13 protein-coding genes are annotated in these 12465 nt (G+C 71.3%); 9 read left to right on the forward strand and 4 right to left on the reverse strand.

The genetic code is table 11. The annotated features are described in order from the left end of the window. The first annotated feature begins 132 nt into the window (after positions 1-132). From leuA to IAG42_RS24075, 5 genes are all read left to right on the forward strand, one after another. Complete coding sequence (gene leuA, locus IAG42_RS24055) at positions 133-1854, forward strand: 2-isopropylmalate synthase (RefSeq protein WP_188339035.1); 1722 nt, start codon at positions 133-135, stop codon at positions 1852-1854. A gap of 185 nt (positions 1855-2039) precedes the next feature. Further along, entirely contained in the window at positions 2040-2738 is a 699-nt protein-coding gene (locus IAG42_RS24060; protein ID WP_384616963.1) for a tellurite resistance TerB family protein, read from the forward strand. Between the two features lie 236 nt (positions 2739-2974). Next, positions 2975-3844 carry a mechanosensitive ion channel family protein gene (locus IAG42_RS24065; RefSeq protein ID WP_188339037.1) on the forward strand — a complete coding sequence of 290 codons (870 nt, stop codon included), beginning with the start codon at positions 2975-2977 and terminating at the stop codon, positions 3842-3844. Between the two features lie 133 nt (positions 3845-3977). After that, a complete protein-coding gene (locus tag IAG42_RS24070) occupies positions 3978-4796 on the forward strand; it encodes a dienelactone hydrolase family protein (protein ID WP_188339038.1) in 819 nt (272 codons plus the stop codon). Positions 4797-4820: 24 nt separating this feature from the next. Then, entirely contained in the window at positions 4821-6464 is a 1644-nt protein-coding gene (locus IAG42_RS24075) for a serine/threonine protein kinase (RefSeq protein WP_188339039.1), read from the forward strand. On the opposite strand, the gene IAG42_RS24080 is transcribed toward IAG42_RS24075, so the two are convergent. Together IAG42_RS24080 and IAG42_RS24085 are read right to left on the reverse strand one after the other, a co-directional pair. Continuing rightward, a complete protein-coding gene (locus IAG42_RS24080; RefSeq protein ID WP_188339040.1) occupies positions 6448-6726 on the reverse strand; it encodes a DUF397 domain-containing protein in 279 nt (92 codons plus the stop codon). The two genes, IAG42_RS24075 and IAG42_RS24080, sit on opposite strands and share 17 nt — an antisense overlap. Beyond that, positions 6708-7541 carry a helix-turn-helix domain-containing protein gene (locus tag IAG42_RS24085; protein WP_188339041.1) on the reverse strand — a complete coding sequence of 278 codons (834 nt, stop codon included), beginning with the start codon at positions 7539-7541 and terminating at the stop codon, positions 6708-6710. Before IAG42_RS24085 ends, IAG42_RS24080 begins: the two co-directional genes overlap by 19 nt. A 354-nt stretch (positions 7542-7895) precedes the next feature. Between IAG42_RS24085 and IAG42_RS24090 the strand changes: the two genes are divergently transcribed. Further along, on the forward strand, positions 7896-8111 hold the full coding sequence (locus IAG42_RS24090; RefSeq protein WP_188339042.1) for a hypothetical protein: 216 nt from the start codon (positions 7896-7898) through the stop codon (positions 8109-8111). A 13-nt stretch (positions 8112-8124) separates the two neighbouring features. Here IAG42_RS24090 and IAG42_RS24095 read toward each other — a convergent pair whose 3' ends face one another. Then, positions 8125-9555: an MFS transporter gene (locus tag IAG42_RS24095; RefSeq protein ID WP_188339043.1), complete on the reverse strand. Its 1431-nt coding sequence runs from the start codon at positions 9553-9555 to the stop codon at positions 8125-8127. 40 nt (positions 9556-9595) lie between these two features. On the opposite strand from IAG42_RS24095, the gene IAG42_RS24100 reads away from it, so the two are divergent. The 3 genes from IAG42_RS24100 to IAG42_RS24115 all read left to right on the forward strand — a co-directional run bounded on the left by IAG42_RS24100 (position 9596) and on the right by IAG42_RS24115 (position 11888). Then, positions 9596-10090 (forward strand): RrF2 family transcriptional regulator, encoded by a 495-nt coding sequence (locus IAG42_RS24100; protein WP_188339044.1) that lies wholly within the window; start codon positions 9596-9598, stop codon positions 10088-10090. A 187-nt stretch (positions 10091-10277) separates the two neighbouring features. Beyond that, positions 10278-11027, forward strand: coding sequence for a DNA repair protein RecO (recO, locus tag IAG42_RS24110; RefSeq protein WP_188339045.1), 750 nt, complete (start codon positions 10278-10280; stop codon positions 11025-11027). A 27-nt stretch (positions 11028-11054) separates the two neighbouring features. Further along, positions 11055-11888 carry an isoprenyl transferase gene (locus IAG42_RS24115; protein WP_188339046.1) on the forward strand — a complete coding sequence of 278 codons (834 nt, stop codon included), beginning with the start codon at positions 11055-11057 and terminating at the stop codon, positions 11886-11888. Positions 11889-11990: 102 nt separating this feature from the next. On the opposite strand, the gene IAG42_RS24120 is transcribed toward IAG42_RS24115, so the two are convergent. Further along, positions 11991-12446, reverse strand: a complete 456-nt coding sequence (locus tag IAG42_RS24120) for a Fur family transcriptional regulator (protein WP_394811242.1) — start codon at positions 12444-12446, stop codon at positions 11991-11993. Positions 12447-12465: the final 19 nt, after the last annotated feature.

A 12465-nucleotide genomic window follows, 5' to 3' on the forward strand; every position in this document is an offset into this window, starting at 1 on the left:
ATCATGCGATTCGGGCTGCTTCTCCTTAGCTGCCGCGGCGAGGGCCTGTAGTCGAGGCCGACCCCCTCCCCGCGGAGTTTGGCGTTGCGCCGTCGGCCGCCTTACCGGCCACCCTCTGAGGAGCCCCGCATCATGGCGAACCGCCAGCAGACCAGCCGCATGCCCATCCACAAGTACGGTCAGTACGAGCAGGTCGACATCGCCGACCGCACCTGGCCGAACCAGCGGATCACCACTGCTCCTCGCTGGCTCTCCACGGACCTGCGCGACGGCAACCAGGCCCTGATCGACCCCATGTCGCCCGAGCGCAAGCGCCGGATGTTCGACCAGCTGGTCAAGATGGGTTACAAGGAGATCGAGGTCGGCTTCCCGGCCTCCGGCCAGACCGACTTCGACTTCGTCCGCTCGATCATCGAGGAGCCGGGCGCCATCCCGGACGACGTGACGATCTCCGTACTGACCCAGGCCCGCGAGGACCTGATCGAGCGCACGGTGGAGTCGCTGAAGGGCGCCAAGCGCGCCACGGTCCACCTGTACAACGCCACCGCTCCCGTCTTCCGCCGCGTGGTCTTCCGCGGCTCCAAGGACGACATCAAGCAGATCGCCGTCGACGGCACCCGCCTGGTGATGGAGTACGCGGAGAAGCTGCTGGGCCCCGAGACCGAGTTCGGCTACCAGTACAGCCCCGAGATCTTCACGGACACCGAGCTGGACTTCGCCCTGGAGGTCTGCGAGGCCGTCATGGACGTCTACCAGCCGGGTCCGGGCCGCGAGATCATCCTCAACCTGCCCGCCACGGTGGAGCGTTCGACCCCGTCGACGCACGCGGACCGCTTCGAGTGGATGGGCCGCAACCTGTCCCGCCGCGAGCACGTCGTCCTGTCGGTCCACCCTCACAACGACCGGGGCACCGCCGTCGCGGCGGCCGAGCTGGCCGTGATGGCCGGCGCCGACCGCGTCGAGGGCTGCCTGTTCGGCCAGGGCGAGCGCACCGGCAACGTCGACCTGGTCACCCTGGGCATGAACCTGTTCTCGCAGGGCGTCGACCCGCAGATCGACTTCTCCGACATCGACGAGATCCGTCGCACGTGGGAGTACTGCAACCAGATGGAGGTCCACCCGCGCCACCCGTACGTGGGCGACCTGGTCTACACGTCCTTCTCCGGCTCCCACCAGGACGCCATCAAGAAGGGCTTCGACGCCATGGAGGCCGACGCGAAGGCCAAGGGCGTCACCGTCGACGACATCGAGTGGGCCGTCCCGTACCTGCCGATCGACCCGAAGGACGTCGGCCGCTCCTACGAGGCCGTCATCCGGGTCAACTCGCAGTCCGGCAAGGGCGGTATCGCGTACGTCCTGAAGAACGACCACAAGCTGGACCTGCCGCGCCGCATGCAGGTCGAGTTCTCCAAGGTCATCCAGGCCAAGACCGACGCCGAGGGCGGCGAGGTCACGCCGAAGGACATCTGGAACGTCTTCCAGGACGAGTACCTGCCCAACGCGGGCAACCCGTGGGGCCGCATCCAGGTCAAGACGGGCCAGACCACGACCGACACCGACGGCGTGGACCGCCTGACGGTCGAGGCCGAGGTGGACGGCACCGAGCAGATCCTGGTCGGTACGGGCAACGGTCCGATCTCCGCGTTCTTCGACGCGCTGCAGGCCATCGGCGTCGACGCCCGCCTGCTGGACTACCAGGAGCACACGATGAGCGAGGGCGCCTCGGCCGTCGCCGCCTCGTACATCGAGGTCGCCATCGAGGACAAGGTCCTGTGGGGCATCGGCATCGACGCGAATACGACACGTGCGTCGCTGAAGGCCGTCGTCTCCGCGGTGAACCGCGCCGCCCGCTGACTCCTCTGAGCTGGCGTTTCCCGGCCCCGTGCACCTTTTGTCGGCGTGCGGGGCCGCGTCATGTCTCGGCCAGGACGTCTGTTCGCCGTGATCCCGTCGTGACCAAGGTACTGACGCCGCCTCGGTGATGTGGCTAACATCACGCCAGCGTCGCGATGTTGCGGCGCCGTTACGGAGGTGTGCACGTGCTGCCGAAGCTGGGACAAACACGGCGAACCGGGCTCACGCGCGTACTCGGCGTGCACACCACCTGGACCACCGTGGGCGACGGGGAGTTCTTCTGCCCGGGCTGCGGCGGCGACCGCAACTATCAGCGGCGCACCGGCCGGCGCCGTTTCACCGTGCTCGGCGTCCCGCTCGTGCCGCGCGGCCACACCGGCCCCGTCGTCCAATGCGCCGCCTGCGAGCACCGGTTCGGCATGGACGCCCTCGACCACCCGACCACGCACCGCTTCTCGGCGATGCTCCGCGACGCCGTGCACACCGTGGTCCTCGCCGTCCTCGCGACCGGCGGCACCGCCTCCCGCACCACCCTGGAGTGTGCCGTCGGCATCCTGCGCGGCGCCGGCTTCGACGACTGCTCCGAGGTCCAACTCGCCGCGCTCGTCGAGGCGTTGGTGACCGACGCGGGCCGGCTGCCCGAGCACGCCGGATCCGGCGCCGGGCTCGCCATCGAGCTGCACGAGGCGCTCGACCCGATCGCTGCGCACCTCGCGCCCGCCGGACGGGAGTCGATCCTGACCCAGGGCGCGCGGATCGCCCTCGCGGACGGCCCGTACTCGGCCGCCGAGCGCGATGTCCTCGGCACCGTCGGCGCCGCCCTCACCATGTGCACGGACGAGGTCTCCGAACTGCTCCTGGCGGCGGCCCGCACCCCCAGCTGATCGGTCCGCGGTACACGCGCAGGGCGTCCGTCCGGGGTGGGCGGCCCCCTGACACACCCCGTCGCGAGCACCCGGCCCGGCCTCTCCCGGGCGACGGGCGACGGGCGAACAGGCCTTCGGGGCAGGGGCGGGCGCATCACCCTTTCGGCTCAAGGGCACGGCCCCGCCGGGTCTATCCGGGAGCCGCCGCGTTAGCGGTGGCGGATACCGCACCCGGAGTTGCAGAAAGGTTTCTGATGACCGCCCTGTCCATCGACTTCACCCAGGGGCTGAACGATGCCTGGTCGAAGGTCGCCCAGTTCGTCCCCCGGCTCGCCGCCTTCCTGACCATCCTGGTCGTCGGCTGGTTCGTCGCCAAGGTGATCCGCAACGTGCTCGACCGGGTCCTGCGCAAGGCCGGTTCCGAGCGCCTGGCCCGCTCGGCGGGCGCCGACAAGCTGCTCAAGGGCGCGTCCTTCGATCTGACCGGACTCGTCTGCAGAATCGTTTACCTGGCCCTGATGCTGATCATTCTCCAGCTCGCCCTCGGCACCTTCGGGCCCAACCCGGTCAGCGACATGATCAACGGCCTCGTCGCCTGGCTGCCCCGCGCCGTCGTCGCCGTCGTGCTCGTCGTCGTCGCCATGGCCGTCGCCAACGCCGTCCGCTCCATCACCGCGGGCGCCCTGGCCGGCACCTCGTACGGGCACACGGTCGCCGGCGTCCTGTGGGGAGCCGTCGTCGCGCTCGGCGTCATCGCCGCGCTCGGCCAGGCCGGCATCGCCACCACGGTCACCCAGCCCGTGCTCTACGCGATCCTCGCCACCGTCGCGGGCATCCTGATCGTCGGCGTGGGCGGCGGCATGATCATGCCGATGCGGCAGCGCGTGGACCGCTGGATGAACGCCGCCGAGCAGGAGGCCGCCCGGGCCAAGGGCGCCGGCGGCCCGGCCGCGTACCAGGCCGGTCACCACGACGCCCGCGCCCAGGCCCAGCCGCCGCAGCAGGCCCACCCGTATCCGCCGGGCACGTACGCCCCGGGTGCGGGCCCCACGTACGGCGGGCAGCACCCGGGCGGCGCGCAGTACCAGGGCGGAGCACAGCACCAGGGTGGCCCGGGCTGGTAGACCCGCCCGGCCCGTGTCACCGCCCCCGCCCGCGGCCTCGCAGCCCCGGACGGGGGCGACGCGGCGGCCCCGACCGGTTCTGGATCAGGTCAAATCCCCGCCAGGGAACCGGTGTTCGAGGCACGCTGCGACGGTGACGCACGCAGAAGAACCCGCCAGTGAAGCCCGTACACCCGGCACCGCCGCCGTCCTCACGCAGACGGCCGACATCCCGGTCCCGGGCGCGCCGACCCGCATGACCACGTACCTGGCCCGCCCCGCCGAGCCCGGCGACCACCCGGTCGTCCTCCTGGGCGGCGAACTCTGGGGCCTCAACGACGACATCCGGGCCGTCGCCCGCCAGGTCGCGGCCCTCGGTCATGTCGCCGTCGTCCCGAACCTCTACCACCGCACCGACCCCGCGTCCCGGGACGGCTTCGCCCGCTCCGACGCGAACCGCGCCCACGCCTTCGACCTCGTCGGACGGCTCACCCGCGACGAGGTCGAGGCCGACTTCCGCGCCGCCGCCGACCACGCGCGGCCCCACGCGGGCGCCGCCGGCCGCACCGGCATCCTCGGCTTCAGCCTCGGCGGCCATCTCGCCTACTTCGCCGCGACCCGCCTGCGCCTGGCCGCCGCCGCGATCTACTACCCCGGCTGGCTCGCCACCCCCGGCACGGCCCTCAGCCGGCCCGCCCCGCTCCTCGACGACACCGACCGCATCGCCGAACACGGCACGCGCGTCGCGCTGTTCTACGCCGGACGCGACCACATCATCGACGCCGCCCAGGTCGAGGCCGCCCGCACCGCCCTCACCGGGGCCGGGGTCCGCCACGACATCACCGTCCACGAGGAAGCGCCGCACGCGTTCTTCTTCCCAGGGCACGACACGTACGACAAGGTGGCCGCGGACCAGTCCTGGGAGCGGGTCGCGGACCTCTTCCGGACAGAGCTGCGGCACGGCAACGGGTGACGACGGAGAACAAAGGGGGACGGCATGCCCAAGGCGGCATTCCGGTTCACGGCGCTACAGGCGCAGGACCCGGCGGAACTGGGGGACTTCCGGCCGGTGGCACGGCTGGGGGAGGGCGGGATGGGACAGGTGTTCATCGCGTTCTCGCCGGGCGGGCACCCGGCCGCCGTGAAGGTGATCCGCCCCGAGTTCGCGCGGGACGCCGAGTTCGGGGAGCGGTTCGAGCGGGAGGTGCGGGCCGCGCAGAAGGTCCGCGGCGCCCACCTCGCGCCGCTCCTCGACGCGGACCCGCACGCCGAACAGCCTTGGCTGGCCACAGGGTTCGTCGCCGGGCCCACCCTGCGCGACCTCGTCACCGAGCGCGGCCCGCTGCCCGCGCCGCAGGTGCTGCTGCTGGCCTGGGGCATCGCCCACGCCCTCGCCGACATCCACACCGCGCACGTCGTGCACCGCGACCTCAAGCCCGGCAACATCATGCTCGACGAGACGGGCCCCAAGGTCATCGACTTCGGCATCGTGAAGTCGCTGACCCAGTCCGTGACGTACAGCAGTCACTCCACGCGGGTCGGCACCCCGCTCTACATGTCGCCGGAGCAGGCCATGGGCCGCGCCGTCGGCGAGCCGTCCGACATCTTCGCCCTCGGCTCCACGCTGTACTTCCTCGCGACGGGCCAGGAGGCGTTCGGCGCCGAGAACGAATGGGGCGTCGCCCACCGCATCGTGGCCGACGACCCCGACCTCTCGGCGATCCGCTCCGCGCCCCTACGGGACCTGCTGACCGCCTGCCTCGACAAGGAACCCGCCGAACGGCCGCCCGCCCCGCAGATCCTCGGACTCTGCGAGCGGGAACTCGGCGACGACCTCGGCCCAGGCGCCTGGATGCGGGTCAGCGGAGCGCGCGAGGCCATTCAGGAGCGCACGGCGGCGCTGCGCACGCTCGCACGGCACGACGACGACCCGTCCTCCGCCGTCACCGTGCCGCGACCGCGCGACGTGCCGAAGACCCGGGAGGCCACCGAGCTGCGCCTGCGGGACGCGATGAAAGCCCGGGCCGCCGATCTGGAACCGCCGGTCCCCGCCCCGACCAAGGTCGCGAAGCCGCCGGTGCCGCCCGAACCGAAGGGCCCGGGGCGTACGGGTGGCGTCGTCGCCGTCCACCTGTTCAAGCTCGCGCTCGCGGCGATCGTCCTCTTCATCGCCTCGGCCAATCCGATCATGACCGAGACATGGACCAGCGACTCCACGGGACAGCAGGTCTCCCAGGTGACGGGGTCCTTCGACTGGGCGGACCCCTGGCGGTCGTACGCCAGCGGCATCCCCGGCGTGACCTCGGACTGGGCGGTCGTACCGGTCGGCGTCCTCGGCACGGCCGTACTGATCGTGTGCGGCCTGCTGTATCTGCTGCGGCTGTCCTCGGACTCCGACTACCGGGCCTGGTCCGGCGTGGCGGCGGCCGGCGCGGCCATCTGGACCGTCGTCCTGACGCTCATGGGAATCTTCCTGATCGTCATGACGCTCGGGGTGACGATCGACGACGACAACCCCGCGTACGACATCCGGTCCGTGCTCGAACCCGGGGGCTGGATGGTGCTCCTCGCCAACGTCCTCGCGGCCGAGGCGATCTGGCACACGTCCAACCGCCTCGACGCGCTCAGCAAGGCCGCCTGACCCCGTCCACGAACGCGGCCCACGCCGCGGCCCCGATCACGACGACGTCCCCGCCCGCGACCTTGGAGTCCCGGACGGGGACGACGCCGGGGACTCCGTCGGCGACCTCCAGGCAGTCGCCGCCGTTCCCGTCGCTGTACGTGGATTTCCTCCAGCGGGCGGCGCCCTCGAAGTCGTACGCCACTTCGACGCAGTTGCCGCCGTCGCCGTCGCTGTAGGTGGACTTGCGCCAGTGGGCACCGGTCAGGTCGTACTCGCGCATCGCTCGTAGTCCTCCGCCGCCGATTCGATCAGGGCCAGGGACGCCTCCGGCGGTAGCGCGGCGACCCTGAGCAGATCGTAAGCCGCCCGTGTCCGCTTCACTACTGCCGGATCGTCCAGCAGGTTCCCCGAATACACCGCCTCTGTATAGGCGGTTGGGGGAGCGTCCGCGAACTCCATGAGCCGCAGCGACTTGCCCATCTGGGCATGCGCGCCGGCCGTGTACGGCAGTACGAGCACCAGCGCGTGGCGCTCACGGGACAGCATGGTGAGCTGCCGCAGTTGCCGGGCCATGACGGCCGGGCCCCCGACCGGCACGCGCAGGGCTGTCTCGTGCAAGATCGCCCAGTACAGGGGGCGGGTCTCACCCCGGAGGAGTTGGGCGCGTTCCAGCCGAGCCGCGACGATCTCCTCGATGTGCCCCTCGGGGGCGAAGGGATTACTGGCGAGGGTGATCGCCCGGGCGTACTCGGCAGTCTGGAGGAGACCGGGGATGACGAACGGCTCGAAGTCGCAGAGCACGGTCGCCAGCCTCTCCAGCTCTGCGGCGGCGGCGAAATACTCCGCATACCGGCGATCATCGATGAGCTGGCGCCACATCCGCTCGAAAATACCGTCGGTTTGCAGCGCCTCGTCAATCCTCTGGGCTACGTCCAACTGCGGCTTGCGAATTGCCTGTTCGAACTGTCCGATGTAGCCGCCGGAAACGAATACGCGTAAGCCCAACTCCACTTGGGTCAGACCGGCGTCCTCGCGGCGCCGCTTCAGTTCGAGTCCGAAGAACTCCCACGCCGCTTGTCGCGAACCATTGGCCATGGCCAACCCCCAGGTGCAGCCCCGCAGTTGTAGTGCACAGAGCCTTCCCCACTGTAGAGACGCGACGCCACCGTTGAGGTGCGAAGCGTGAAATCGAATCGGGAAGGGGAGCCACGTGAAGGGCAACGGGAACCATGCCGCGCGGTGCGTGGAGGAAGCCGAGGAAACGGTGGAGAATGTGCGAGCCGCACTCGCGAGGGTCGGAATTGTGCTGCCGTCGCTGGGCCTGGATCCCGGGTCAATCGCACGGAGTGCCCCGTGTCCATTGGTGGAATTGGGGCGTTGTTCGGTTGACGCGGCGTCCCGTCTCGCCGCCGTCCTCCTCGCAAGCCCGGACGACAGGAGCGCAGCGCGATGAAGCCACCGATCGGTTCGTACGCGGTCGACACGAGCACCGGTCAGGTGGGACGGGTGATGGGGCACGAGGGCCCGTACGTACAGCTGCGGCCGTACGGGGGCGGGCGGGAGTGGGACTGTCCGCCCGAGGTGCTGCGGGAGGCGACGACCCACGAGCGCCTGCGGGCGGCGACGACGTACGCGAACCGGCGCAGCCGGGGCGAGGTCCCCTAGGGCCGGCCCTAGGTCACCGGGTCCTCCGCAGGAGCACGCAGGCGGTGGCGGCGAGGGCCGCCGAGGCGGCGCACACCGGTACCGCGCCCCAGGTGAACCAGAGCGCCCCGAGCAGGGCGACACCGAGGGAACCGGCGGCCTGCTGAGCGGTGTTGAGCAGCCCGGAGGCGGCACCGGCGGAGGTGGGCGCGACGCGGGACAGGGCGGCGCCGATGAGGGGCGGGAGCAGCAGACCGTTGCCGAGGCCGTTGAGGGCGAGCGCGGGGAGGAGGGCCGCGGCTCCGGGGCTGTCGGACAGGGCGAGCAGGCCGGCGAGCAGGGTCAGGCCGGCGAGGACGAGCACGCCGCCCAGCAGGGGGGAGCGCGACCCGAACCGTGCGGTGAGCCGCCCGCTCGCCAGTGCTCCGGCGCTGAAGAGGACGGCCTGCGGAAGGAACACGAGCGCGGCGGTGAACGGGCCGAGCCCCAGGTCGGACTGGAGCAGCAGGGCCAGGGCGAACATGTAGCCGCCGAAGTAGGTCTGGAAGAGGCCGACGGCGACGAGTAGCGTCACGTAGGGGCGGTTGCGGAGCAGGGCGGGGTCGAGGACCGGTTCGCCGCCGCGTGCCCGCAGGGCCCGCTGCCGGCGCCAGGTCGCCCAGCCGGCCGGGACGGCGGCCGCCAGGCAGAGCCAGGTCCACACCGGCCAGCCCGCCTCGCGGCCGAGGGTCGCCGGGATCAGCAGCAGGGCCAGGAAGAGCGTGACGCCGAGCGCGCCCGGACCGTCGAACCCGCGCCGGGCACCGGACAGGGCGGGCAGCGCGCGGAAGGCGAGCAGGGCCGCGGCGGCGCCCACGGGGACGTTGACGAGGAACACGCTGCGCCAGCCGAGCCCGAACACGTCCGCCTGCAGCAGCACCCCGCCGAGCAGTTGCCCCGCGATCGAGCCGAGCCCGGCCGTCGCCCCGTACCAGGCGGTGGCCCGGCCGCGATGTTCGGCGGGGTAGCGGGCCGTCACCAGGGACAGCACCTGCGGCACCATCACCGCGGCGGCGAGCCCCTGCGCGAGGCGCGCGGCGACCAACTGGCCCGCGTCCTGGGCGAGCCCGCACAGCAGGGACGTCACGGTGAAGGCGAGCATGCCGGTCACGAACATCCGCCGGTACCCGAAGCGGTCGCCCAGCCGGCCGCCGGTGATCAGACCGGCCGCGTACGCCAGGGCGTAACCGGCGACGACGAGTTCGAGCGCGGCGTCGCTCGCGCGCAGGTCGGTGCGGAGCGCCTCCGTCGCGACGTTCACCACGAACAGGTCGAAGCTCGCCATGAACGTCGCGGTGAGGGCGACCGCGAGCATCCTGCGGTCGGCGGGGGAGGGCCGCGCGGCAGCCGCCTCCGTCGCTGTCTTCGTCGGTGTCTTCGCTTCCTCGGTCATGTCGGCCATGAGGTACATCGATATCATCGACATTGAATATCCATCAAGTGGTCCGAGCGGTAGTCTCGGGGCCATGAAGCTGTCGCAAGGGGTCGAGTGGGCGCTGCACTGCTGCGTTCTGCTCGTGCAGGCGGAGCCGGGGGCGGCCGTGCCCCGCACCACCCTCGCCGGGTACTACGGGCTGCCGGACGCGTACCTCGCCAAGCACCTCAAGTCGCTGGCCGCGGCAGGGGTGCTGATCGCCACGTCCGGGCCGCGCGGAGGGTTCCGGCTGGCCCGCGACCCGAAGGACATCACGGTGCTCGACGTCGTCGAGGCGGTCGAGGGCTCGGCCCCGCCGTTCGTCTGCACCGAGATCCGGCAGCGGGGCGCGTGCGCGGTACCGGCCGACCGGTGCGAGGGGCCCTGTGGGGTCGCGCAGGTCATGTACGACGCGGACCGTGCCTGGCGCGACTCGCTCCGGTCCGCCACGGTCGCCGGCCTCAGCGACTCGCTCCCGGCCGCGCTGCACGAGCGGGCCCGGGCCTGGCTGAAGAACCCGTCGGCCCCGCTGCCGCCCTTCGCGTGAAGGCAGAATGGACACATGACTTCCCCGTTCCGTGACGACAGCGCCCGAGGCGGCGCGCGATGAGTCTTTTCCGTGACGACGGGATCGTTCTGCGCACCCAGAAGCTCGGTGAGGCCGACCGGATCATGCTGTTTTCTTCCGGGGGGCGACCCCCGTACCCCCGGCCGGACATGCGTGGGGGCGCGCGATGAGTCTTTTCCGTGACGACGGGATCGTTCTGCGCACCCAGAAGCTCGGTGAAGCCGACCGGATCATCACGCTGCTCACGCGGGGGCACGGCCGGGTGCGGGCCGTGGCTCGGGGGGTGCGGCGGACCAAGTCGAAGTTCGGGGCGCGGCTCGAACCCTTCTCGCACGTGGACGTGCAGTTCTTCGCGCGGGGCAGCGAACTGATCGGGCGCGGGCTGCCGCTGTGCACGCAGAGCGAGACCATCGCCGCGTACGGTGGCGGGATCGTCAGCGACTACGCCCGGTACACCGCCGGGACGGCCATGCTGGAGACGGCCGAGCGGTTCACCGATCATGAGGGCGAGCCCGCGGTGCAGCAGTACCTGCTGCTCGTCGGCGCCCTGCGCACCCTCGCCCGCGGCGAGCACGAGCCGCACCTCATCCTCGACGCCTTCCTGCTCCGCTCCCTCGCCGTGAACGGGTACGCGCCGAGTTTCGGGGACTGCGCGCGGTGCGGAATGCCCGGTCCCAACCGGTTCTTCTCGGTCGGCGCCGGCGGCTCGGTTTGCGTCGACTGCCGGGTACCGGGCAGCGTCGTACCCTCACCCCAGGCCCTCGACCTGCTCGGTGCGCTGCTGACCGGCGACTGGGAGACCGCGGACGCGTGCGAGGCACGGTTCGTGCGCGAGGGCAGCGGGCTGGTGTCGGCGTACCTGCACTGGCACCTGGAGCGCGGTCTGCGCTCGTTGCGTTACGTAGAGAAAAGCTGAAGCTGAGCTAGGGGAGAGGCCCGGAACATGGCACGTCGAGGAATCCTCGGACGGTCCCGTCGTGAGTACAAGACGCCCGAACCGCACCCGTCGGGCGCGCGGCCGCCGAAGATCCCGGGCGAGCTGGTGCCCGAGCACGTGGCCATCGTCATGGACGGCAACGGGCGCTGGGCCAAGGAGCGCGGGCTGCCCCGCACCGAGGGCCACAAGGTCGGCGCCGAGCGCGTCCTCGACGTCCTCCAGGGCGCCGTCGAGCTGGGCGTCGGCGCGATCTCGCTCTACGCGTTCTCCACGGAGAACTGGAAGCGTTCCCCGGACGAGGTGAAGTTCCTCATGAACTTCAACCGGGACTTCATCCGCAAGACCCGCGACCAGCTCGACGAACTCGGCATCCGGGTGCGCTGGGTGGGCCGCATGCCCAAGCTGTGGAAGTCGGTCGCCAAGGAGCTGGAGATCTCCCAGGAGCAGACCAAGGGCAACGACAAGCTGACCCTCTACTTCTGCATGAACTACGGCGGCCGCGCCGAGATCGCCGACGCCGCGCAGGCCATCGCCGAGGACGTGAAGGCGGGCCGGCTCGACCCGTCGAAGGTCAGCGAGAAGACGTTCGCGAAGTACCTCTACTACCCGGACATGCCGGACGTCGACCTGTTCCTGCGCCCCAGCGGCGAGCAGCGCACGTCCAACTACCTGCTGTGGCAGAGCGCTTACGCCGAGATGGTCTTCCAGGACGTCCTGTGGCCCGACTTCGACCGCCGCGACCTGTGGCGTGCCTGCGTCGAATACGCCTCCCGCGACCGCCGCTTCGGTGGGGCGACGCCCAACGAGGTGCTGCTTCAGCTGGAAGCCGGCGGTAAGTAGTCACCAGCGCCCCTGGAATGCGACCCGAAGGGTCTGCATTTCAGGGGCGCGGGGAACTGCGCGAGAAGCCCCACCGGGCCGCAGCCGCGGAACCGGCCGACGTCACCCCGCGGTGGCGGCACCCGCACACTCGGAACACGTGCCGAAGATCTCCACCGTGTGCGCCACGTTCACGTAGCCGTGTTCGGAGGCGATGGACTCGGCCCACTTCTCGACGGCCGGGCCCTCCACCTCGACGGCCTTGCCGCAGACGCGGCACACCAGGTGGTGATGGTGGTCGCCGCTGGAGCAGCGGCGGTAGACCGCCTCGCCCTCCGTCGTGCGCAGCACGTCGACCTCGCCCGCGTCCGCGAGGGACTGCAGGGTGCGGTAGACCGTCGTCAGGCCCACCGAGTCGCCCTTGTGCTTGAGCACGTCGTGCAGCTCCTGGGCGCTGCGGAACTCGTCCACCTCGTCGAGCGCCGCCGCCACGGCCGCGCGCTGGCGGGTCGACCTGCCTCGAACCGGGGCTGCCACGGGTTCCTCCTCACGTCCCTGCCACCTGCGTACCGCCGCCATTGTGCCAGGCGGCGGCGCG

This window comes from Streptomyces xanthii, assembly GCF_014621695.1.
Classification (GTDB): domain Bacteria; phylum Actinomycetota; class Actinomycetes; order Streptomycetales; family Streptomycetaceae; genus Streptomyces; species Streptomyces xanthii.

Excerpts from the sequence above, each read along its gene's own strand:
- IAG42_RS24090 (WP_188339042.1), top strand. The coding sequence starts at position 7,896 with ATGAAGCCACCGATCGGTTCGTACGCGGTCGACACGAGCACCGGTCAG.
- IAG42_RS24100 (WP_188339044.1), top strand. The coding sequence starts at position 9,596 with ATGAAGCTGTCGCAAGGGGTCGAGTGGGCGCTGCACTGCTGCGTTCTG.
- IAG42_RS24115 (WP_188339046.1), top strand. The coding sequence starts at position 11,055 with ATGGCACGTCGAGGAATCCTCGGACGGTCCCGTCGTGAGTACAAGACG.
- recO (WP_188339045.1), top strand. The coding sequence starts at position 10,278 with ATGAGTCTTTTCCGTGACGACGGGATCGTTCTGCGCACCCAGAAGCTC.
- IAG42_RS24085 (WP_188339041.1), bottom strand. The coding sequence starts at position 7,541 with ATGGCCAATGGTTCGCGACAAGCGGCGTGGGAGTTCTTCGGACTCGAA.
- IAG42_RS24065 (WP_188339037.1), top strand. The coding sequence starts at position 2,975 with ATGACCGCCCTGTCCATCGACTTCACCCAGGGGCTGAACGATGCCTGG.
- IAG42_RS24075 (WP_188339039.1), top strand. The coding sequence starts at position 4,821 with ATGCCCAAGGCGGCATTCCGGTTCACGGCGCTACAGGCGCAGGACCCG.
- leuA (WP_188339035.1), top strand. The coding sequence starts at position 133 with ATGGCGAACCGCCAGCAGACCAGCCGCATGCCCATCCACAAGTACGGT.
- IAG42_RS24095 (WP_188339043.1), bottom strand. The coding sequence starts at position 9,555 with ATGTCGATGATATCGATGTACCTCATGGCCGACATGACCGAGGAAGCG.
- IAG42_RS24120 (WP_394811242.1), bottom strand. The coding sequence starts at position 12,446 with ATGGCGGCGGTACGCAGGTGGCAGGGACGTGAGGAGGAACCCGTGGCA.
- IAG42_RS24080 (WP_188339040.1), bottom strand. The coding sequence starts at position 6,726 with ATGCGCGAGTACGACCTGACCGGTGCCCACTGGCGCAAGTCCACCTAC.